Here is a 20,272-nt window from a genome sequence, read left to right as displayed (position 1 = left end):
TTAGTTGAGTGGATGCTGGCGCAGGAACTCTGCGGCCACGGTGGACGGGCTCTGATGGTCGACATCGACCTTGGCGTTCAGTGCACGCATGGTGGCGTTGTCGAGCAGTTCGGCCAGCGGTTTGAGCAGCCCGGCCAGTTCCGGGTGCTGGTCGAGGAACGCCTTGCGCACGACCGGGGCGGCGGTGTAGTCCGGGAAGTAATGCTTGTCGTCGTCCAGCACCTTGAGCTTGAAGGCGTCCAGGCGCCCGTCAGTGGTGTACACCAGACCGGCAAAAACCTGGCCGTTGCGCATCGCGGTATAAACCAGCCCGGCGTCCATCTGGCGGATGTTTTCCCGGCCCAGATTCATGTCGTAATGCTTGACCAGCCCGCCCAGACCATCGGAGCGGTTGGCAAACTCGGTATCCAGGGCAACGATGTGGCCCTGGTCAGCCTCGTCCTTGAGCACTCGGGTCAGGTCGCTGACGGTGTTGAGCTGGGGATACTCTTTGGCGATCTTGTCCGGCAGCCCCAAGGCGTAGGTGTTGCTGAAGCGCGACGGCGCCAGCCAGACCAGGCCTTTTTTGGCATCGAGTTCTTTGACCCGTGCGTAGCTCTGCTCGCTGTCGAGACGTTCCTCGACATGGTTGTAGGCGACCAGCGAAACCCCGGTGTACTCCCAGAGCAGATCCAGCTGGCCGCTCTCATGGGCACTGCGCGCCAGGTTACTGCCCAGCCCGCCGGTGATCTGCACGTCGTAGTTTTTGCTGCGCAGGTATTGCGCGGTGATCTCCGCGAGCATGGTCTGCTCGGTAAACACCCGTGCGCCGATCCGCAGCAGCGGTTTATCGGCTGCTTGGGCGAACGCCGAGAACAGCGATCCCAATCCCAGGGTCAGGCTCAGCGCCAAACATAGCTTTTTCATGTCAGTTCCTTATCTCAGCGGTGCAGACCGCGCTCCAGCCAGATGCGACTACCCAGCGTGACCAAGGCATCAAGCAACAGTGCCAGCAACGCCGTGCAGGCAGCGCCCAGCAGCAGTTGCGGCTGATTGTTCAGACCAATACCGGGGAAGATCAGGCTGCCCAGGCTGTTGGCGCCAATCAGGAACGACAGCGGTGCAGTACCGACATTGAGCGCCAGCGAGACCCGCACACCACCGATGATGATCGGCACGGCATTGGGCAATTCGACCTTGAGCAGCACCTGACGCGGGGTCATGCCGATGCCGGTGGCGGCTTCTTTGAGCGAGGCAGGCACATTTTTCAGGCCTTCGTAGGTGTTGCGCACGATGGGCAACAACGAGGCGAGGAACAGCGCGAAGATGGCCGGACCACTGCCGATCCCGAGAATACCGAGAGCGATGGCCAGAACCGCGAGAGGAGGAACGGTGTTACCGATATTGAAGACTTGCATGAAGCGTTCTGCGCTGCCGACCATCGACGGTCGGCTCAGGACAATGCCGGCGGGGATACCGACCACCAGGGCCGCCAACATTGAAACCAGAACCAGAACCAGATGGGCCTGCAGGTAAAACAACAGGTCATCCTTGTACTTCACGAACGTATCAGTGCCGATCCACTGGACCAGCAGGGCCAGGAGCACGATGGTAATCGCACCTCCCAATAGCCCCTTGCCATAGCGATTAGCCACGGGCGGACTCCTTTTTTCAGTCGGCAAACCTCGCCTGTGGCGGCCCAATGGGTCGCGCGAAACGGGTTTGCGAAGAGCAGCAGGTGGGTCGCCGTAAACGGGGATGAACCCTGGCGAAAACACAAGCCATGAGCACAGCTTCGTCAAGCTGAAACGCAGGTAAATCAAGCCCTTGAAGCAGTGCCGAAATGGCCTGTTACAAGGGAATGGACGTCTCCGGGATCCGAAAGGTTCCCACGCAATGCAGCATTTGGCCACCCTTAATCGACTGAGCGGTTCGGCATTGGCCTTCACTTGCGCTATAATCTGCGCCCTTTTTTGACTCCCTTTTCAGGCGATTTCCCATGACCCAACAGGCCGCCGAAGTCGCGAAACGTCGCACTTTCGCCATCATCTCCCACCCCGACGCCGGTAAAACCACCATTACCGAAAAGCTGCTGCTGATGGGCAAGGCGATTTCGGTGGCCGGTACGGTCAAATCGCGCAAGTCCGACCGCCATGCCACCTCCGACTGGATGGAAATGGAAAAGCAGCGCGGCATTTCCATCACTACCTCGGTCATGCAGTTCCCGTATCGCGAGCACATGGTCAATCTGCTCGACACCCCCGGCCACGAAGACTTCTCGGAAGACACCTACCGCACCCTGACGGCGGTCGACTCGGCGCTGATGGTGCTCGACGGCGGTAAAGGTGTAGAGCCACGAACCATCGCCCTGATGGACGTTTGCCGCCTGCGCGACACGCCGATCGTCAGCTTTATCAACAAGCTCGACCGTGACATCCGCGACCCGATCGAGCTGCTCGACGAAATCGAAGCCGTACTGAAAATCAAGGCTGCGCCGATCACCTGGCCGATCGGTTGCTACCGCGACTTCAAGGGCGTGTACCACCTGGCAGGCGACTACATCATCGTCTACACCCCAGGCCACGGCCACGAGCGCACCGAGACCAAGATCATCCAGAAACTGGACTCCGACGAAGCCCGCGCCCACTTGGGTGACGAATACGACAATTTCGTCGAACAGCTTGAGCTGGTGCAGGGCGCCTGCCACGAGTTCGACCCGCAGGCGTTCATCGATGGCCAGATGACGCCGGTATTCTTCGGCACCGCGCTGGGCAACTTCGGCGTTGACCACGTGCTGGACGCCGTCGTCGATTGGGCGCCGCGCCCGCTGGCGCGCGCCGCCCACGAGCGGACCGTCGAGCCGGTCGAAGAGAAATTCAGCGGTTTCGTGTTCAAGATCCAGGCAAACATGGACCCCAAGCACCGAGACCGCGTGGCCTTCATGCGCATCTGCTCGGGCCGTTACGAGAAAGGCATGAAAATGCGCCACGTGCGCCTGAACAAGGACGTGCGCATCGGCGACGCCCTGACCTTCTTCTCGTCCGAGCGTGAAATGCTCGAAGAAGCCTATGCCGGCGACATCATCGGCCTGCACAACCACGGCACCATCCAGATTGGCGACACCTTCACCGAAGGTGAGAGCCTGGGTTTCACCGGCATCCCGCACTTCGCCCCGGAACTGTTCCGCCGCGTACGCCTGAAAGACCCGCTCAAATCCAAGCAACTGCGCCAGGGCCTGCAACAGCTGGCCGAAGAAGGCGCCACGCAAGTGTTCTTCCCGCAGCGCAGCAACGACATCATTCTCGGCGCCGTCGGTGTGCTGCAGTTCGACGTGGTCGCCAGCCGCCTGAAAGAGGAATACAAGGTCGAATGCGCCTACGAACCGATCACTGTCTGGTCGGCGCGCTGGATCGAGTGCGATGACAAGAAAAAGCTCGAAGAGTTTGAAACCAAGGCCTTTGAGAACCTGGCAGTGGACGGCGGCGGTCACCTGACCTACCTGGCCCCGACCCGGGTCAACCTGAGCCTGATGGAAGAACGCTGGCCGGACGTGAAATTCCGCGCGACGCGCGAGCATCATTGATATCACTGTCGCCCAGAAAGCCCGCCGCGAATGCCGAGGATGAACGAGGCATTTACGGAGCCGTTAAAAAAGCAGGCGTTCGCAATGAACGCCTGCTCAGACATCCCTGGAATGAACCGAACGCACCTGATAGGGGACTTTCGGTTCAATCACCGTGTTTTCCAGGTAACCGTGATTTAGAAGCAGGGCCTCTACAGTTTTCTCGCTGACATCAAAATGAAGAGCAGCTTGTTCACGAGAAGACTCTGAAAAATTCCCGACCAAATAATCAACCAGAGCGTCGACGGGACACAGAAACTCCGCGGCAAAGGCCCGCTGGAACTGCTGCTGTGCGGTAGCCAGATCAGTAGACACCTTCCAATGGCTACGGCTTTGCGCAGCCTCGTACAGACTGGCGATGAAGCGGGCATATTCAAAGCGCCTGGCAACCGGATGTTTTTTGCGCGGTATCAGGCTTATTGATCCAGGCACGGATGTTTTCAGGACTGAGACACTCTGCCGATCAGCCACAGTAAACCTGTCGACCTGTTTCTCGGATACCCCCAGCAGTTGATACAACTCAAGGTCATCAATCGGCCGGTTCGCGTTATCAAGTGCAGCACGCAATTGCTTCGCAGCCGTCTCAGCCTTTTTCCAGGGCAATGCTGATACCGGTGTTGTGAAAGCTGGCAGCTCTGGCCTTCCTGAAATTCCAGGTTCCGAGTTCAGTTCCTGAATCAAACGAACCCCTTTCGCTCTCTGTGCTCCATGCAGTCCGATAAGAGGCGCCAACTCCCTCATAGCGTCTGGCCCCGTCGCCTGCTGCAGCCACAAAACTTCATCGAGCGTCGGCGCAGGACATTGCTCAGGGTCATAACCCATTTGCGCTTCCAGCACTCTGCGTTGCAAGGCCGCAGAGTCGTCCCGATCCTGGCAGACGTAACTCCAGAGTTGAGCAAGATCGCTATCTGGAAGGCCCATCGCATCAAGGCGTCCTATGACACTCTCGATAAACCCTGCGGCGCAGTTCTGGAAAGCGCTCAATGTCACGACACCTGGAGCGTCCAGACCGTACAAATAACGTACCGACTGATCTTGCCGGGCATTTTGCTCAGCCCAGATCTTCACTCCCTCTCCATCAGACGCCACGATCACCCGAGGCCAGACATAGCCATGATTGGCGGCTCCGAGCTCATGACTCATGCGCCAATCCAGCGAGGGACTGACTCCGGCTTCAGGCAAGGTCTCGTGACTGAGCCGCCACCATGACGAGGCCAGCCAAAGCGCCAAGGGATACGCAGACACGAGCACCGAGTCACTTATCGTGCGTGACCATATGCCCTCATTGCGGGTCAGGCATGTATCGGCCATCTGGAGTTTAAATTGCCCGGTGGTCGCACGAAGTACTGGATCACCCGAGCCGGGAGAAGACCACTCGATGGAAAAACTCAAATCATTCATGGCACCTCCAGCGGTCTAGAACCTCAGCAGCCAAGGGATCGCTATCAGGCATGGGATATCCGTGGTAGCGGCCTGTTTGCGGATTCTCAAGCTGCGCCTCAAGCGCAATGCCACCTTCTGCGACCGACCAGATATTCTTTGGCCAGCCGTTTTCCACTCTATCGCTGACGAGGCCCTTTTCCACGCCTTTTTTCAGTAATGCCAGGGCGACGTCGCGGGAGAAAATTTTCGCGACATCACACAGCGACTTGCCTTGTCGAGGATCAGCCGGAGGCGTCAGACCAAAATCGCCTGGATTTTTCTTGTGCTCCGGATTACCGCCATACGAAATAAGCCTGGCCCACGCTTGCAGGTGGCTTGGGGAAAACACATCAAACGAGGCAATCCGTCGCTTCAAATTAAATCTGTTATACCGTGTTTTCATACACATCCTGCCTGGTGCATCAACGATGCAAACGCTGATTGGCAGATCATCCGGGCTTTGATTTACCCAAGTGATCATTGGCTTGATGGTATCCAGAATGATCCGCATGAGCACCGCCCTCAGGCCGATTCAAAAGCAGATACGTTGTGTAAGAATTTTCTATTCAACGACACGCATACACCGCCAGCTTCTCCTGCATGAAATCCAGAAAGCACTGAATCCGCAGCGCCAGTTTGGAGTTGCGGTAGTACACCGCATTGATCGGCTGGCGATAACCGTTGTTGATATCGGCCATGATCGCAACCAGCCGGCCTTCGCGCAGGTCTTGATGGGTCATGAAGTGCGACAGGCAGGCAATCCCTTCGCCGGCCAGCGCCAGGTGGCGCAAGGTGTCGCCACTGGACGCCGCAATGGTCGGCTGAATCGCCAGGCGGTCGCCACCGGCATGGCGTAACGGCCAGTTATTGAGACTGTCGACCTGGGTAAAGCCCAGCAGGCTGTGCTGCCTGAGGTCATCAACAGTGGTCGGCCTGCCATGGCGCTCAAGGTAAGTCGGGCTGGCAACGATGTTCAAAGTGCAGCAACCCAGCGAGCGGGCGTGCAAGGTCGAGTCGCTCAACTCACTCAAGCGAATGGCAATGTCGGTGCTTTGCTCCAGCAGGTCGATGAACCAGTCGTTGCTGGTCAGCTCCAGCTGGATATCCGGGTACAGGCGGCGAAACTCGCCCACATGCGGCACCACGCAATGCAGCATGAACGGCGAGGCGGCATTGACCCGCAGACGCCCGGCCGGCTTTTGCCGCGACTGGGTCAGGTGTTCTTCGAGACTGAGCATTCGCTCAAGAATGTCCCGCGCCTGAGCGAGAAAGAATCGCCCCTCCTCGGTCAGGTCCATGCGCCGCGTGGTGCGATTAAGCAGCGTGGTGTCCAGCTTGCTTTCCAGCCGGCTGAGCGTACGGCTAACCCCTGACGGCGTCAGCCCAAGCTGTTCGGCGGCAGCGGAAATCGAACCGCTGTCGATCACGGCAACGAACACCTGTAACTCATCAGACCTGGCTTTCATGCTGCCTCCCCTGCTCAAGAGAGAGGATGGTAGCGCTGATTGGCAGGCTGATGAATGCGCTCAAACGCCAAACACCTCGCTCAGATGAGCTTCATAACGCTGCACATCGCCCTCAATATCCGGCCGCTTCATCACATCCACCGCCAGGAAGGTCGGCAGCGGCTGCATGCCCAAGAACTGGTTGGCCTTGTGGAACGGCAAGTACACCGCGTCCACGCCCTTGGCTTCGAAGAAATCGGTCGGGTCGTCGAAGGCTTGCTGCGGGGCGTTCCAGGTCAGCGACAGCATGTACTGCTTGCCATGCAGCAGACCACCGCTGCCGTATTTCTGCGACGCATCCGAACGGGTCCGACCGTCATTGGCGTACAGGCTGCCATGACCTTCGGTGAACACTTCGTCGACGTATTTTTTCACCGTCCACGGCGCCCCCATCCACCAGCCTGGCATCTGCCAGACAATCACGTCAGCCCAGAGAAATTTCTGCACTTCCTCGGCCAGCTCGTAGCCGCCGTCGATAAAGGTTTCCTGCACATCGAAACCGGCGCGGTCCATATGGGCCAGCGCAGCCTGGTGCAGGGTTGCGTTATAGCGGCCATCGGAGTGGGCGAACTGTTTGCCGCCATTCAAGAACAGAATCTTTTTCATGGTCAGAACCTTTGCCTGTCGGCACATAATCAGTGAATGGGCCGCAGAATAGACAGGCGCAGCAGCGCGACCAAGACCCGCCGGGGCAAATGACCTTTGCTTTAAAGTCACGAATTGCACAGTGATTACTGAATTAAAATCGGCTCACTGTCTATCGAGGAGATGCTCATGAGCGAACCCGTCAGCTTCATCGTCTACGCCCATACCCGCCCGGAAAAGTCCGCCGAGTTCGCCGCGCTGTTCAGCAGTTACGTCGCTGCCAGCCGCCTTGAGCCAGGCTGTATCGAGTACCACATGCTGCGCGACCGGCAGGACCCGAGCCTGTTCATGTTCTTTGAAACCTGGGCAAGCCAGGCCCACCTGGATGTGCACGCCGCACAACCGCACATGACCCGCTTCGCCGAGCAGCGCATGGACTACCTGACCCGTGACTTCGACTTCCGCTTCGCCGACGTGCTCAGCCCTGCACCAACAGATGCAGACCCAGTGCAGCCATCCCGATAAAGAACACGCGCTTGAATACCACGGCGCTGATGCGCTGGCGCAGCCACTGGCCAAGCCACATGCCCAGCAAGGCCGGCAGCAGCGCCAGCCAGGAGGCGCCCAGTTCGGCGCCACCCAGCGCCCCGCTGCCGGCCAGCCCCGCCGCCAGCGCCAGGGTCGAGACGGTGAACGACAGGCCCAACGCCTGCACCAGTTGATCGCGCTGCAGCCCCAAGGCTTGCAGGTACGGCACGGCCGGAATCACAAACACCCCGGTGGCCGAGGTCACGATACCGGTCAGCCCACCGCACAACGGTCCCAGCCAGCGCTCGGCGCTGGCCGGCACCTTGAAGGCCGGTAACAACAGCCCGCTCAGCGCATAGACACACAGCGCAGCACCCAAGGCATGCGTCATCCACGGCCCGGCATTGATGCCCAGCCACCATGACCCCAGCCCGGTACCTACGGCAATCATCAATAGCATCGGCCATAAACGCTGGAGCAGCCCGCGCAGATGCCCGCCATTGGCCAGTTGCCAGACGTTGGTCACCGTGGACGGAATGATCAGCAATGCCGCCGCCTGCGCGGGCAACATCGCCAGGCCCAGCAGCCCCATCGCCACCGTGGGCAGGCCCAGACCAATCACCCCCTTGACCGCACCGGCCAGCAAAAAAGTGCCGACCACCAGCGCCGTCAAGGCCCATCCCAGGTTCTGATAAAACTCGATCAATGCGTTCATGGGCACAGCATGGCTCAGGCCAAACAGGTTGAACATCTGGCATATACTCAGCCAGCCTCAGGCCAAGCCTGAGGCTGAGCCCTGCAACGCAACCCCCAGCGCTGCCAGACAGCCCAAGGTAGTGATCCAGGCCCGTGCATGTCTCCCACATCTCCAATGACCCGGAATTCCCCATGCGCTTCGATCTCACCGACCTGCGGCTTTTCCTCAACATCCTGGAAACCGGCAACATCACCGCCGCGGCCAGCCGCAGCCATTTGTCGCTGGCCTCGGCCAGTGCCAGGGTGCGGGCCATGGAAGGATCGCTGAACAGCGCCTTGCTGGAGCGCAACCGGCGTGGCGTTACCCCGACCCCGGCCGGCAAGGCTCTGGGGCGGCATGCGCGGCTGATCCTGCAACAGGTCGAGCGGCTGCAAGATGAGCTGGCCGATTACGCCCAAGGCTTCAAGGGCCAGATCCGCCTGCTGTGCAACACCTCGACCCTGAGCGAGCACCTGCCCGAAGTACTGGCGGACTTTCTGGTCAGCCACCCGCATATCGATATTGATCTACAGGAACACCCCAGCCTGCGCATCCTCCACGCCCTGCGCCACGGCAGTGCCGATATCGGCATCGTCACCGATGCAGTCGACGCCAGCGACCTGCAGACACTGCCCTTTCGCGCCGACCCGCTGGCGTTGCTCATCCCGGCCGGCCATCCACTGGAGCAGCACGACAGCCTTCGTTTCAGCCAGACCCTCGACCATGAGTTCGTCGCCCTCGCCGCCACCAGCGCGCTGGGCATCTACCTGGAAGAGCAAGCACTGCACGCCGGCAAACGCCTGCGCATCCGGGTGCGTGCCGAAGGCGTCGACGGGGTCTTGCGCATGGTCGCCCACGGCGCTGGCCTGGGCATCGTGCCCCAGGCGGCAGTGGACCGTTGGCAGGGGCCACACGGCTTCAGGGCCGTGCGCCTGGCGGATGACTGGGCAGACCGCCAGTTGCGACTGTGCGCGGTGGATTTCGCCGCGTTGCCGGGGTATGTGCGTGAGTTGGTCGAGGTCCTGGCAGCGCCCCGCTGAACGAGGCGCCAGGCAAATGCGTTACTTCAGCTCACACAAAAGCACGCGCCGCAGCCCGTTCTGGCAGGCGTTTCCCTTTCTTTCGTAAGAAGTTTCCGAGAAAATCCCGACCGCTTGCATGTGTCAATTTCGGCCACTAGGCTGCGTTCGTCGCTGAAAAAACAGCGATCGGGTTTAGCAGCCTGACGAGATCATTGAGACGTGCAAGCTGCCATTTATGGCGGCTTCGCGTGGGGCACCTTCGGGTGCGCCGGTCTTTCTCATGATCTCCCGGTCTGCTAACCCGCGTCGAAGCCGCCACCCTTGATCGTTTAGCAGCGATTCAGCGGTGGCCCCAACGAGGATCATGAGATGAATAAAGCAGTCCCCGACCCACCCAGCCTGGAAGACTCGATGGTCTACGTACTCAACGTGCTGCGCTGCGCCGCCGCCACCGCTTACGAGACCGCCGACAATCTGAGCGGCACCCAACGCGACCTGGCCTTTTCCACCCATCACCTGATCGACCTGGCATGCCGCGTCGCCGACGACGCCTTGAGCCGGGTCGCCACGTAGCAACCGCTTCAGCGGCGAACGGCAGGGCGAACCTTCGCCGCTCACACGGTTCCTATCGGGGCACAGACACACAAGGAATCAGCATGGACATCCAGGACATCAAACGCCAGTTGGCAAAACCGGCGACCCGATTCGAAGCCGGCGGCTTTCGCCCGACCGATTCGCTGCAAGAAAGCTGGCTGGGCAAGGTCTTTCTTTTCCGGCCCGATGAACAGATCCCCACCAATGCCGCCGGCCAGCCGCTGATTCCCTACGCGCAGTTCTACCTGCCAGCCCTGCCCTACGTCAGCCCGCTGCTGGACGGCGTGAGCGTCATGACGGTGTTCATCAGCGAGCCGCTCCCCGACGGCGAAGAGCCCATGGGCGAGAACTGGCTGATCCGCGAATACACCGCAGACGATGAATTGGTGCGCAAAGACCTGAGTGTCGACACCTTTCTCAAGCCATTTGCGCTCAAGGCCACTCTGGTGGAGGCTGACTACCCGCTCTGGGATGGTGGCGGCGTACCCAGAGCGCTGGAGCTTGAAGTGCTCAAGCTGGAAGACGACGGGGTGATCGAGAGCTACTACGACCTGATTGACCACACCTACGACCACAAGATCGGCGGTTACCCCTCGTTCTGCCAGTCGGGTATCGATCCGGGCGACGACTACGAGTTCGTGTTCCAGATCTCAACCGACGACAAAATCCAGCTCAACGTGATCGACAACGGCAGCCTGATGTTCTGGAAGCACAAGACCACCGGTGAGTGGTTTCTGTACTACGACTTTCACTAAGCTGCATCAGCGTTTGCTGAACGCCAACCGCGCCGCAAACAGCATGAAGATCACCCCGGTGGTGCGGTCCATCCACTTGATCACCGCCGGCTTGCGCAGCACCCCGGCCAGCGGCCGGGTCGCGCCGATCAGGCTCAGCGACCAGACCAGCCCCAGCACCACATGAATGCCCACCAGGCCGAAGGTCCAGGCCACCAGCGGCTCGCCCTGGGGGATGAACTGCGGCAGAAACGACACGTAGAACACGCCGATTTTGGGGTTGAGCAGGTTGCCCAGCAGGCCCTTGAGGAACCAGTTGGTCTGCTTGCCGCCCTCGCTGGCGGCCGGCGCAATGTGCGTGCGCGGGCGCAGCAGCATGTTCGCGCCCAGCCAACACAGATAGGCCGCGCCGCAGTATTTGAGGATGTTGTAGTCCAGCTCCGACACCGCGATCAGCGCGCCGAGACCGAAGGCCACGGCCGCACCCCACAGCAAGCAGCCCACATTGATGCCGAGCGCAGCGCGCAAAGCTTGCTGTTTGCCCTCAACGGCGGCGGTGCGCAGGATCAGCGCAGTGTCCAGGCCGGGGGTGATGGTCAACAGGGTGGCTGCGAGGGTGAAGGCGATGAGGTTATCGGCGAGGGGCATGGCTCGGGACTGCGCAGGATGGGAAAGTGCGCAGGTTAACACGACGCCATTATTCCACCGTGACAGCCGCTTTAGCGGCGATGCTTTCGCCGCTAAAGCGCCTACGGGGTTTGCTCACAACCTGACAGAATTACAACAACGGCAATGTATACGAAACAATAAAGCGGTTCTCATCGCGCCGTCCGGTCACGTCACCCACCAGTTCCACATTGCGCAGCCTGAAACTGACATTTTTGAACGTGCCGCTCTGCACGGTGTAAGTCAGGTCGATATTACGCTCCCATTCCTCGGCGTCGCGGCCCTGGTATTTGAAGTTGTCGCCATGAACATAACGGGCCATGGCCACCAGGCCAGGCACGCCTACGCCGGCAAAGTCGAAATCATAGCGGGCCTGCCAGGAGCGCTCGTCAGCGCGGTCAAAACGCAGCACCTGGACGGCGTTGGCCGCCGCTGGCAGGTCGGTGTCGTGCATGAATGGCAAGGCGCTGCCACCGGCGTTGTACTGGTAGCCGAGGCGGAACGTCTGCGGGCCGAGGCCTGCCGAAAGCATGGCCGAGGGCATGCGGCTGTCGAGCTTGCCGGCCATTTCTTCGCCCGCTTCACGGGTGTACATGTAGTTGAGCTGGGCACCGAGTTTCCAGTCACCGAGTTGCTTGTTGAGGGTGCTAGTGATCAGGCTCTGCTGATACACATCCTTGAGCTCGCCTTGCCAGACGCCCACCGAAGCGTCCGGGGTGATGCGCCAGGTCGCGCCGCCGTAGGTGAAGCGCTCGCTCTCGACGGTCCAGTAGTTGCCGACCTGAATCTTGCGCGCGCCAGCGAACTCGCGGTAGTTCACCCGGTTGACGCTGCCCAGGTCAAAGTCGAGGTTGTCGAACTCGCGCACGCTGAACATCGCGCCTTCGAAGAACTGCGGCAGCAGCCGCGCATCACCGGCCTGAAGAATCGGCAGTTTGGGAAACAGGCCACCGACTTTCAGTTCGCTTTTGGAGATCTTCATCTTCACCGCTGCAGTGGCTTCGGAGTATTCGTCCACCGAGCGCGGGTCGGCGTTGCGCGCCTGGCCGGCATGCTTGTAGGCGCCGGGCAGTAACGCCGAGCCGCTGCGCGACGGCGAGGAGTCGAGTTTCAGGCCAAGACCTGCGTATACGTCGACGCCAAAGCCGATAAAGCCTTCGGTGTAGCCCGATTGCGCCTTGAAAATAAAGCCTTGGGCCCACTCTTCAATTTTCGATTGCGCCGGTTTGGTGGAGTCGCGCAAGTCGTGGTTGTAGTAGAAGTTGCGTGCGGTGATCGAGGCTTTGCTGTCGCTGATGAAGTCGGCGTGGGCGCTCAGGGGCAGGCTGGCGATGGCCAGAGTGAGTGGCGCAAGGTGCAGTTTTTTATGCGTGTTGTTCATGTTTTTTATTCTTCTTTAGTTGTGGTGGACAGCGTTGTTCAAGGCGAGCGAAACCGCCGCCCCTGACTGTTGGGCGTTGTGATGAGGCTTGTTACCTGGGGTGGATCAGGGATTATTGGCAGTGCTTTGCACTGCGTTCGCGGGCAGAGCTGCCTCCCACGAATCCGCTGGGAGGCAGCTTGCTGCCAAGCCTCTGCTCAACGATCCGTCCATTGAAAACAGACCTGACTGCTGAAGTTCTCACCCGGTGTAATCACCTGGGTGCCGGTGCTTTCATGCCCCAGCCTTTCAGCCAGATTAAAGCCATTGGCCAAGTGCGAAACCGGTTCCAGACACAGGTAATCGACACCCGCCGGGCCGAACACCACCAGGTGATCGAGCTCACTGCCAGCCTTGATGCTCAGCTGGCCTTGTGGATAACTCACCGACGCCTCACCCCCCCATTGCGACAGATAATCGGCCCAGGTTTGCGTGGCCCAATCCTGCGGGGTGATCGAGCGACGTTCTTGCCCTTGGGTAAATGCCCCACTGGCGAGGTAGTCCGGCGTGATCGCCCACTGGCGCTGGCTGTTAAAGGCCACCTGCATCTGTGGATAAGCATTGAGGTAGGGGTGCAGCCCCATGCCGCCCGGCATCGGCGTTGCGCCGTTGTTGATCAGTACCAGCTTGATCGCCAGCTCTGCGCCGCGCAGTTCGAAGTGTTGTTCGGCGCGAATTGGCCAAGGCCAGTGCGCGCCACTGTATTGCAGACTCAGCACTGCGGTGGTGTCGGACGCCGACTCGACGGTCCAGGCCAGGGTATGGCTGACGCCATGCAAGGTGTGCGGCATGGCGTCGGGGTGGACCGGCAGCGTATGACGCTCACCTGCAAAGTTCAGCGTGGCATCAGCGATCCGGTTGGAATACGGAATCAGCGGGTAAATGCCGCCACGCGGCCAGTTCAGCGGGTCAAACGGCAGGCTGGCGTCAATCGGCTTGAACACGTCCAGGCCATGCTTGCGCACCAGCAGGCGCCCTACCCGGCCACCGGATTCGGGCAGCAGGTGCAGGGTCAGGTACTCGTTGTGCAGGATCACTTCAGCTTGGGCCATGACCTTTCCCCTCTTTAATCAGGCGCGCCGGAACCGCTGGAAAACGTCCATGTCGATCTGCTGGCCCAGCCCCGCGGCCTGCGGAATGTCGAACAGACGCCCGTTGCGAATGCCTTCGATGTCGTACAGCCAACCTTGCGGCTCGACAAACAGGTACTCGATCTGCGCCACACTCGGCTGCGCGGCGGCCAGGTGCAGGCTGGCCAGAAAACCCGGGCCGAAGTACGGGCAATGCGGCAACACCGGGGTGTCGTACTGCTCGGCCAGGCGGGCGATGCGCAGGCATTCGCTGATGCCGCCGACCTTGGTCACGCTGGGCTGGATCGAATCCACGGCGCCGGCCTTGAGGGCGTTTTCGAACTGCACGGCGGTGCACCAGTTTTCCCCGGCCGACAGTGCGACACCCTGGCCACGGAAGCTGTTAAGGGTGGCGAAGTCTTCCGGCGGAAAGATCGGCTCTTCCAGCCAGGCCAGGTTCAGGTCGCGCAGGGCCGGCAGCCAGGCGCGGGTGTCATCCACCGACCAACTGCAATTGACGTCGGTGGCCAGCGGCACCTGATCGCCGATTGCGCTGCGGCAGGCGGCGATTTGCGGCAGCGTGACCTCATGCAGCTTGATGTCCGTGAAGCCCATGTCCAGGGCCTTTTCGCAGATCGCGGGAGCCACTGCGTTGTCGGCATAGCGCACCAGACTGGCGTAGGCCTGGATCTGCTGGCGCGGCTGCTCGCTGAACAGCTGGTGCAGCGGCACGCCTTGGCGCTGCGCGGCGAGGTCCCACAGCGCGATGTCCACGCCGGAGATCGCGAAGGTGGTTACGCCGTAGCGGCCGAACAGGTGCAATTGCTGCTGGGTCTTGAGGTTCCAGGCCGGGATGTCAGTGATGGTTTGGCCGACCAGCACCGGCGCGATCAGCCGGTCGATGGTCGCCTTGGTGGCATCAGCGGTGAAGTAACCAAACGCCTCGCCCCAGCCCACATGGCCCTGATCGTCTTCGATACGCACCAGCACGTTTTCCAGGGTGTGCCAGGTGGTCGGGGTGATGCCCTTGCCTTTACCTCCATCAACGAAGGGAATTTCGACGATGAAGGTTTCGATCTTGCGAATGATCATTGGGCCTCTCCAGAACCGGACAACACACTGACCAGCGGACTGACCGCGTAGGCACCACCCAGGAACTGACGGCCCGAGGTTCCGGCGTCCATGGCGTCGAAGGCGAGAAAGTTCGCTGCCAGGAAGTCCTGGGCGTTGTCCTGTGGCCGGTAGCCCAGCGAACGCGCGTGATGATTGCTGAAGAACGCCTGTGGGCACTCCGACACGCCGTAGACCACGTCGTAGTTGATGGCCGGATGTTCCAGACCGATGCGCACCAGTTGCTCCAGGTCCCGGGCGCTGGTCCACAGCCGCAAACGGCGGGCATCGCTGACACGCGGGTCGGCGTTGCCGATGCGGATCACCAGGGCGCCCATGCCGGTGCGCTGTGCATACGTGGCGCAGGCGGCTTCACCAAACACCTTGCTGATCGCGTAGTAGCTGTCCGGCGCGATGGGCAGATCGTCGTAGACCTCATGGGCATCGGACGGGTACTGGCCCAGCACGTGATGGCTGCTGGCGAAGATGAACCGCTTGACCTGCGCAGCGGCGGCAGCTTCAAGCAACTGCAGGGTGGCGTCGTAGTTGGGTTTGACGGTGCTGTCGTAGCGAATGTCAGTGCCATGCGCGCAGGCCAGGTGCAGCACTGCATCGACCCCTTTGACCGCTTCCACCAGGTCCTGGGTGCGGGTCAGGTCGCCGACGAAGCCGGTTTCGTTGTCGGCCAGATCGGTGATCGGCAAACGATCGAACAGGCGCAGCGCGTAGTCCTTGCGCAACAGTGGACGAAGAGCGGTGCCGACGATGCCGGCGGCGCCAGTGATGAGCAGGGTCTGCATGGCAGCCTCCTTATATTTCGTTAGACGGTGTCAGGCTGGCGACAGGGCCGCTGTTTTGTTCTTCGCTTCACCGACAAACAGCGCCACGATCAGCGCGCCGACGATGCCCAGCGCACCGGCCAGAGCGAAGCCGCTGGAGTAGGTGCCGGACGATTGGATGATGAAGCCGGTGGCGGTCGGGGCGACGATGCCGGACAGGTTGGCCAGGCCGTGCATGAAGCCGCCCGCGGTGCCGACCTGATGATCAGGCACGGCGTCCTGGATCAGCGACCAGTAGGCTGGCGCGGTGAGCATCAAAAAGCCCACGGCGACGGTCATCACGATCACGCACTGGGTCACGCCATCCACCTGACCGGTCAGGCCGATGCAGCAGGCCGCGATCAGCAGGCAGGTGACCAGCACCACTTTGCGCGAGAACAGACGCTTGTTGGTGCGTTTGTAGATGGCGTCGATCAGCACGCCACCGGCCAGGAAGCCCAGGGTGCCCACCAGCCATGGCAGCGCGGTGACGATGCTCATGGATTTCAGGTCGATGCCCTTGGCGTCGATCAGGTAGCTGGGGAACCAGGTCATGAAGAAATAGAGGATGTAGTTGTAGCAGAACAGCGAGACGCCCGTGACCAGTACCGAACGTTGCAGGATGATCTGCAGCACCGGGGTGCGTGGCGCGTCTTGCGGCGCGGTGACCGGCACTTCACGCTCAAAGTTGATCTCGGCCAGCTCTTCGGGCGACACCTTCGGGTGCTCGACCGGGGTCGAAGTCGCCATGCGATACCAGCAGATGGCCCAGACCACACCAACGGCAGCGATGATCACAAACGCTGCGCGCCAGCCCAGCCACAGGGCCAGGAAACCGACGATGGGACCGGCCAGGGCGCCGCCCAACGGGCCGCCCGCCTGGTTGATACCGATGGCACGGGCCCGCTCCTTGATCGGAAACCAGCTGTTGACGGCCTTGTTGGCGGTGGTCGACACCGGGCCTTCACCCACGCCGAACAGGGCACGGACGATCAGCAGCGACCAGAAGTTGAAGGCCAGCGCCGTGGTGCCGCACAACACCGACCAGAAGCTCATGGCGTACGTCAGCACACGCTTGGGGCCGTAGCGGTCGGCCAGGTAGCCGCCGACGAAGCAGAACAGCGCGTAGCCGAAGAAGAAGCTACTGAAGATCATGCCTTTTTCAGCCGGGGTCAGGTGGTATTCCTGAGTGATGAAGGGCATGGCGATGGACAGTGCCGCGCGATCCACATAGTTGATCACCATGGCGATGAACAACATGGTCAGGATCGTCCAGCGGTAATTCTTTTTCTTATGCATAACGGATCTCCGTCCGGCGCACGCGTAACGCGCCAGTTATTGTTGTTGTAGTGTCCGTCGCAAAGCGCGTGCAGTGACAGGCCACTGCACGCGTTTAACGACTTTACTCGGTGTAATCGACGGCCGCCCACTCGAAGTACGTTTTCAACTCCGTGACCAGCGCGACATGCGCCGGGTGAGGCAGATAACGCTGTACCGCTGCGGCGTCGTCGAAACTCGATTCGAGCAGGTAGTCCCAGCAGATCGGGCGATCCAGCTCGTTGGCCGATACGCGCCAGGCGCGGATGAAGTCGATTTGCTTTTCGAGATCACGCATGCCTTGAACCAGCGCGGCTTCCCGTTCAGGATTCCTGTCCAGCCCCGGCAGGCGGCGGAACATCACCAGATGCTTCATCATCAGCGCGCCCTCAGTTGCCCACGACCCAGGCCGGAGCATCCTGCAGCGCTACCGGGCGCAGGAAGCGCTGGAGTGCGGCATAGCCCACGGACGTGGTCTGTGGTTGGGTTGAGGCTGGCCATGGCCCGCCATGCTGCTGCGCGGCGGTGACCGCCACGCCGGTCGGCACGCCGCCGAACAGCACCCGGCCGGCGATCTTGCGTGCCGTGCGGTAGATAGTGCGGGCCTGTTCATCAGCCTGCTCGAAGCCCCACAGGGTAGCGGTCAGGGTGCCACCGATGGCTTCCAGTACCTGATTGATCTGCTCTACCGAAGCGGCGCGAACCACCACAGCCGCAGGGCCAAACACTTCTTCACGCAAATGCACGTTGTCGATAAACGCCTGGCCGCTGACTTCGAACAGCCGTGGAGCCGGGCCTTGGGTGTCGGCGGCAGGCTGGAACAGCGCACGGGTTTCAGCCGCCTGTTCAAGCTGCGCCACGCCATGCTCGAAGCCCTTGCGCATGCCGTCGGTCAGCATGGCGTGGGTGCTCAGGGGTTGCAGCGCGGTGGCCAGGTGGTCGACAAAACGGTCGCTGGCAGCCCCTGGCAGCAGCACAATCACGCCAGGGCTGGTGCAGAACTGACCGCAGCCCATGGTGATCGAGCCGGCCAGAGTCTTGGCCAGGCTCTCGCCGTCGCGCTCAAGCACGTGCGGCAAGGCGACCAGCGGATTGATCGAACCCAGCTCGCCGAAGAACGGCACCGGCACCGGCCGTTCGTTGGCTGCACGCCACAGCGCGGTCCCGCCACCGAACGAGCCGGTGAAGGCCACGGCCGCGATCTGTGGATGCTGCACCAGGTAAGTGCCAGCGGCGCGACTGGCGCCATCGACCAGGCCGATCAGGCCGGCTGGCAGACTCTGCGCCTTGAGCACACCCTGGGCGATGTCGAACACGGCCCGCGACAGTTGCGGGTGGCCCGAGTGGGCCTTGACCACTACCGGGCAACCGGCGGCCAGCGCCGAGGCGGTATCGCCCCCGAGTACCGAGAAGGCAAACGGGAAGTTGCTGGCCGAAAACATCGCCACCGGCCCCAGCGGTTCACTGACCCGGGTCAGGCGTGGGCGACCGGCAGGCGGCGCACCGGCAATGGCCTCATCGTCGACAACGGCGTAAGGCACGCCGTTGCGCACTTCAGTGGCGAAACCGCGCAACTGGAACGCTGTACGTGCCACTTCACCATTAAGGCGACCAGCGCCCAGATGGGTTTCTGCATCGGCGAGGGCCACCAATTCAGCCTGATGGGCTTCCAGAGCCTGGGCCAGGCCGTCGAGCAGTGCGGCGCGCAAGGCCGGGGTCGAAGTGGCCCACAGCTCGGCAGTGGCGGCACTGGCAGCCACCACCTGGTCAATCTGTTGCAGCTCTGGCGAGTTGTTGGCAGCCATCATTTGTCTCCTGTCGCCGGGCCGAGGTGGTAGCCACGGCCGCTGTAATCGAAGTCCACCAGCTCGTTGATCTTCACGTCCTTGTCCGCTGGCGAGGCGTAATAGGCGCGAATTTCTTTGATCAGGCCGCTGTCCTTGTCGAAGATGTACCACTCGTCGCCGCGCAGCGCGGTGCCCAGCTTGCCTTTCCAGTGGGTCCACTCGATCACCGCTTCGTCGCTGTCATGGCTGACCAGAATCTTCTCGATGGTCCACTGCGAACCGAGGTTCTCGACGCACCACACCCACTTGGCGGCGATGGTTTCAGCGCTGCGCCATGGCACCTCCGGCAGGCCGGCCGGAAAGTAGTGCACCGCGTCAGGGGTGAAGCAGGACACCAGCTTGGCGAAGTCGCCTTCATTGCAGGCGTCGAAATAGCGGCGAATGGTCTGGGCGTGCTTGTGCTCGGTCATTACGGGTTCTCCTTGTTGCCAATGACGCTCGGGATCGGCTGGCGGCCAGCGGCGATCCAGGCGTGGTACTGGGCCACGGTTTCCGGGCTGGGCGGGTACACCCCCCACAGCGCTTCGCCGGCGGCGATGCGCATGGCAAGGTAGTTCTCCAGGTCGTCCTGCACCGAGCAGTACTCGGCAACTTCTTCAGCCAGATGCGCCGGAATCACCGTCAGGCCATCGGCATCACCCACGATCACATCACCGGGATAAACCGCCACGCCGGCACAACCGATCGGCACCTGCAGGTCGGCCACGTGGTGGTAGGAGATACGGGTGGTGGCGGTCACTTCACGGGCAAAGGCCGGCAGCGGCAGTGCCGCGACCTCGCTGCCGTCGCGCAGGGCGCCGTCGGTGATGATCGCCTTGGCACCGCGAGCGATCAGGCGGGTGACCAGAATGTTGCCGGCCGAGGCGGCACGCGGGTCGTTCTGGCTGTCGATCACCAGCACATCGCCCGGCTGCACCTGCTCTACACCCTGCCATTGCAGGTTGTCGCCGTTGGGTTTGGTGGTCATGGTGCCGTAGGTGTCGATGTCTTCACGGGCAGGAATGAAGCGCATGGTGTAGGCACGACCAGCAAACGGCTTGATGTCCTTGCTCAGCGCACGCAGCCCCACCAGCGCCGGCTGACGAAAACCCAGCTTGAACAACTGGGTGGTCAACGAGCCACTGCTGCAGGTCGCCAGCTTGGCCAGCACGGCGTCGCTGACCACCACTTTGCGCTTGGCGGAGTCTTCATGGTTATCGGCGTAATGGTGGATCTCGGTCATTGTTGTTCTCCTGCACGGTTCGAAGGCCTCGCCATGACCTTCCCGGTAAAAATTCCCAATATGCGGGAATCATAG

22 protein-coding genes are annotated in these 20,272 nt (G+C 61.4%); 5 read left to right on the top strand and 17 right to left on the bottom strand.

Annotated elements, in window-relative coordinates:
• Together NJC40_RS10035 and NJC40_RS10030 are read right to left on the bottom strand one after the other, a co-directional pair.
• Positions 1-906 carry a glycine betaine ABC transporter substrate-binding protein gene (locus NJC40_RS10035; protein ID WP_253114980.1) on the bottom strand — a complete coding sequence of 302 codons (906 nt, stop codon included), beginning with the start codon at positions 904-906 and terminating at the stop codon, positions 1-3.
• A 14-nt stretch (positions 907-920) separates the two neighbouring features.
• Positions 921-1,634, bottom strand: coding sequence for an ABC transporter permease (locus NJC40_RS10030; RefSeq protein WP_045487276.1), 714 nt, complete (start codon positions 1,632-1,634; stop codon positions 921-923).
• Between the two features lie 344 nt (positions 1,635-1,978).
• On the opposite strand from NJC40_RS10030, the gene NJC40_RS10025 reads away from it, so the two are divergent.
• Positions 1,979-3,562, top strand: coding sequence for a peptide chain release factor 3 (locus NJC40_RS10025; protein WP_045487273.1), 1,584 nt, complete (start codon positions 1,979-1,981; stop codon positions 3,560-3,562).
• A 96-nt stretch (positions 3,563-3,658) separates the two neighbouring features.
• Here NJC40_RS10025 and NJC40_RS10020 read toward each other — a convergent pair whose 3' ends face one another.
• Genes NJC40_RS10020 through mdaB form a run of 4 tightly spaced genes read right to left on the bottom strand, consistent with a single transcriptional unit; the run spans position 3,659 to position 7,134 of the window.
• Complete coding sequence (locus tag NJC40_RS10020) at positions 3,659-5,002, bottom strand: hypothetical protein (RefSeq protein ID WP_253142509.1); 1,344 nt, start codon at positions 5,000-5,002, stop codon at positions 3,659-3,661.
• Entirely contained in the window at positions 4,995-5,534 is a 540-nt protein-coding gene (locus tag NJC40_RS10015) for a hypothetical protein (protein WP_253114981.1), read from the bottom strand. Before NJC40_RS10015 ends, NJC40_RS10020 begins: the two co-directional genes overlap by 8 nt.
• A gap of 55 nt (positions 5,535-5,589) precedes the next feature.
• The gene (locus tag NJC40_RS10010) at positions 5,590-6,489 is read right to left on the bottom strand and encodes a LysR family transcriptional regulator (RefSeq protein WP_253142510.1); all 900 of its coding nucleotides are present in this window, start codon (positions 6,487-6,489) and stop codon (positions 5,590-5,592) included.
• Between the two features lie 60 nt (positions 6,490-6,549).
• Positions 6,550-7,134: an NADPH:quinone oxidoreductase MdaB gene (gene mdaB / locus NJC40_RS10005; RefSeq protein WP_045487264.1), complete on the bottom strand. Its 585-nt coding sequence runs from the start codon at positions 7,132-7,134 to the stop codon at positions 6,550-6,552.
• 168 nt (positions 7,135-7,302) lie between these two features.
• Here mdaB and NJC40_RS10000 point away from each other — a divergent pair, with 168 nt between their 5' ends.
• Complete coding sequence (locus tag NJC40_RS10000) at positions 7,303-7,638, top strand: putative quinol monooxygenase (RefSeq protein WP_045487261.1); 336 nt, start codon at positions 7,303-7,305, stop codon at positions 7,636-7,638.
• On the opposite strand, the gene NJC40_RS09995 is transcribed toward NJC40_RS10000, so the two are convergent.
• The gene (locus tag NJC40_RS09995; protein WP_253142527.1) at positions 7,592-8,356 is read right to left on the bottom strand and encodes a sulfite exporter TauE/SafE family protein; all 765 of its coding nucleotides are present in this window, start codon (positions 8,354-8,356) and stop codon (positions 7,592-7,594) included. The two genes, NJC40_RS10000 and NJC40_RS09995, sit on opposite strands and share 47 nt — an antisense overlap.
• A 173-nt stretch (positions 8,357-8,529) precedes the next feature.
• Between NJC40_RS09995 and NJC40_RS09990 the strand changes: the two genes are divergently transcribed.
• From NJC40_RS09990 to NJC40_RS09980, 3 genes are all read left to right on the top strand, one after another.
• A complete protein-coding gene (locus NJC40_RS09990; RefSeq protein ID WP_253114984.1) occupies positions 8,530-9,417 on the top strand; it encodes a LysR substrate-binding domain-containing protein in 888 nt (295 codons plus the stop codon).
• A 351-nt stretch (positions 9,418-9,768) separates the two neighbouring features.
• On the top strand, positions 9,769-9,972 hold the full coding sequence (locus NJC40_RS09985; RefSeq protein ID WP_052483395.1) for a DUF6124 family protein: 204 nt from the start codon (positions 9,769-9,771) through the stop codon (positions 9,970-9,972).
• 83 nt (positions 9,973-10,055) lie between these two features.
• Complete coding sequence (locus NJC40_RS09980) at positions 10,056-10,748, top strand: DUF1963 domain-containing protein (RefSeq protein ID WP_253142511.1); 693 nt, start codon at positions 10,056-10,058, stop codon at positions 10,746-10,748.
• Between the two features lie 6 nt (positions 10,749-10,754).
• Here the strand turns inward: NJC40_RS09980 and NJC40_RS09975 are convergent, their stop codons facing one another.
• From NJC40_RS09975 to NJC40_RS09930, 10 genes are all read right to left on the bottom strand, one after another.
• Entirely contained in the window at positions 10,755-11,375 is a 621-nt protein-coding gene (locus NJC40_RS09975) for a LysE family translocator (protein WP_253142512.1), read from the bottom strand.
• A gap of 130 nt (positions 11,376-11,505) precedes the next feature.
• Positions 11,506-12,774 (bottom strand): OprD family porin, encoded by a 1,269-nt coding sequence (locus NJC40_RS09970; RefSeq protein WP_253142513.1) that lies wholly within the window; start codon positions 12,772-12,774, stop codon positions 11,506-11,508.
• 197 nt (positions 12,775-12,971) lie between these two features.
• A complete protein-coding gene (locus NJC40_RS09965) occupies positions 12,972-13,865 on the bottom strand; it encodes an aldose epimerase family protein (protein WP_253142514.1) in 894 nt (297 codons plus the stop codon).
• Between the two features lie 18 nt (positions 13,866-13,883).
• Entirely contained in the window at positions 13,884-14,975 is a 1,092-nt protein-coding gene (locus NJC40_RS09960; RefSeq protein ID WP_253142515.1) for a mandelate racemase/muconate lactonizing enzyme family protein, read from the bottom strand.
• A complete protein-coding gene (locus NJC40_RS09955; RefSeq protein ID WP_045487240.1) occupies positions 14,972-15,793 on the bottom strand; it encodes an NAD-dependent epimerase/dehydratase family protein in 822 nt (273 codons plus the stop codon). Before NJC40_RS09955 ends, NJC40_RS09960 begins: the two co-directional genes overlap by 4 nt.
• Before the next feature lie 30 nt (positions 15,794-15,823).
• A complete protein-coding gene (locus NJC40_RS09950; RefSeq protein WP_253142516.1) occupies positions 15,824-17,110 on the bottom strand; it encodes an MFS transporter in 1,287 nt (428 codons plus the stop codon).
• Between the two features lie 103 nt (positions 17,111-17,213).
• A complete protein-coding gene (locus NJC40_RS09945; RefSeq protein ID WP_045487232.1) occupies positions 17,214-17,507 on the bottom strand; it encodes a Dabb family protein in 294 nt (97 codons plus the stop codon).
• Between the two features lie 10 nt (positions 17,508-17,517).
• Entirely contained in the window at positions 17,518-18,933 is a 1,416-nt protein-coding gene (locus NJC40_RS09940; RefSeq protein ID WP_253142517.1) for an aldehyde dehydrogenase (NADP(+)), read from the bottom strand.
• Positions 18,933-19,385, bottom strand: coding sequence for a nuclear transport factor 2 family protein (locus NJC40_RS09935; protein ID WP_253142518.1), 453 nt, complete (start codon positions 19,383-19,385; stop codon positions 18,933-18,935). Before NJC40_RS09935 ends, NJC40_RS09940 begins: the two co-directional genes overlap by 1 nt.
• Positions 19,385-20,197, bottom strand: a complete 813-nt coding sequence (locus NJC40_RS09930) for an RraA family protein (protein ID WP_253142519.1) — start codon at positions 20,195-20,197, stop codon at positions 19,385-19,387. Before NJC40_RS09930 ends, NJC40_RS09935 begins: the two co-directional genes overlap by 1 nt.
• Between the last annotated feature and the right edge of the window lie 75 nt (positions 20,198-20,272).

It is taken from the genome of Pseudomonas sp. 21LCFQ02, from assembly GCF_024129895.2.
Taxonomy (GTDB): Bacteria; Pseudomonadota; Gammaproteobacteria; order Pseudomonadales; family Pseudomonadaceae; genus Aquipseudomonas.
The sequence above is the reverse complement of the archived record's forward strand: the minus strand, read 5'-3'. Positions and strand labels throughout refer to the sequence as shown.

Bases quoted from the DNA above. Each gene is read 5' to 3' on its own strand.
- NJC40_RS10015 (WP_253114981.1), bottom strand. From the start codon at position 5,534: ATGCGGATCATTCTGGATACCATCAAGCCAATGATCACTTGGGTAAAT.
- NJC40_RS10010 (WP_253142510.1), bottom strand. From the start codon at position 6,489: ATGAAAGCCAGGTCTGATGAGTTACAGGTGTTCGTTGCCGTGATCGAC.
- NJC40_RS09955 (WP_045487240.1), bottom strand. From the start codon at position 15,793: ATGCAGACCCTGCTCATCACTGGCGCCGCCGGCATCGTCGGCACCGCT.
- NJC40_RS09980 (WP_253142511.1), top strand. From the start codon at position 10,056: ATGGACATCCAGGACATCAAACGCCAGTTGGCAAAACCGGCGACCCGA.
- NJC40_RS09975 (WP_253142512.1), bottom strand. From the start codon at position 11,375: ATGCCCCTCGCCGATAACCTCATCGCCTTCACCCTCGCAGCCACCCTG.
- NJC40_RS09945 (WP_045487232.1), bottom strand. From the start codon at position 17,507: ATGATGAAGCATCTGGTGATGTTCCGCCGCCTGCCGGGGCTGGACAGG.
- NJC40_RS09990 (WP_253114984.1), top strand. From the start codon at position 8,530: ATGCGCTTCGATCTCACCGACCTGCGGCTTTTCCTCAACATCCTGGAA.
- NJC40_RS09935 (WP_253142518.1), bottom strand. From the start codon at position 19,385: ATGACCGAGCACAAGCACGCCCAGACCATTCGCCGCTATTTCGACGCC.
- NJC40_RS09940 (WP_253142517.1), bottom strand. From the start codon at position 18,933: ATGGCTGCCAACAACTCGCCAGAGCTGCAACAGATTGACCAGGTGGTG.
- NJC40_RS10020 (WP_253142509.1), bottom strand. From the start codon at position 5,002: ATGAATGATTTGAGTTTTTCCATCGAGTGGTCTTCTCCCGGCTCGGGT.
- NJC40_RS09965 (WP_253142514.1), bottom strand. From the start codon at position 13,865: ATGGCCCAAGCTGAAGTGATCCTGCACAACGAGTACCTGACCCTGCAC.
- mdaB (WP_045487264.1), bottom strand. From the start codon at position 7,134: ATGAAAAAGATTCTGTTCTTGAATGGCGGCAAACAGTTCGCCCACTCC.
- NJC40_RS10025 (WP_045487273.1), top strand. From the start codon at position 1,979: ATGACCCAACAGGCCGCCGAAGTCGCGAAACGTCGCACTTTCGCCATC.
- NJC40_RS09950 (WP_253142516.1), bottom strand. From the start codon at position 17,110: ATGCATAAGAAAAAGAATTACCGCTGGACGATCCTGACCATGTTGTTC.
- NJC40_RS09930 (WP_253142519.1), bottom strand. From the start codon at position 20,197: ATGACCGAGATCCACCATTACGCCGATAACCATGAAGACTCCGCCAAG.
- NJC40_RS09985 (WP_052483395.1), top strand. From the start codon at position 9,769: ATGAATAAAGCAGTCCCCGACCCACCCAGCCTGGAAGACTCGATGGTC.
- NJC40_RS09960 (WP_253142515.1), bottom strand. From the start codon at position 14,975: ATGATCATTCGCAAGATCGAAACCTTCATCGTCGAAATTCCCTTCGTT.
- NJC40_RS10035 (WP_253114980.1), bottom strand. From the start codon at position 906: ATGAAAAAGCTATGTTTGGCGCTGAGCCTGACCCTGGGATTGGGATCG.
- NJC40_RS09995 (WP_253142527.1), bottom strand. From the start codon at position 8,356: ATGAACGCATTGATCGAGTTTTATCAGAACCTGGGATGGGCCTTGACG.
- NJC40_RS10000 (WP_045487261.1), top strand. From the start codon at position 7,303: ATGAGCGAACCCGTCAGCTTCATCGTCTACGCCCATACCCGCCCGGAA.
- NJC40_RS09970 (WP_253142513.1), bottom strand. From the start codon at position 12,774: ATGAACAACACGCATAAAAAACTGCACCTTGCGCCACTCACTCTGGCC.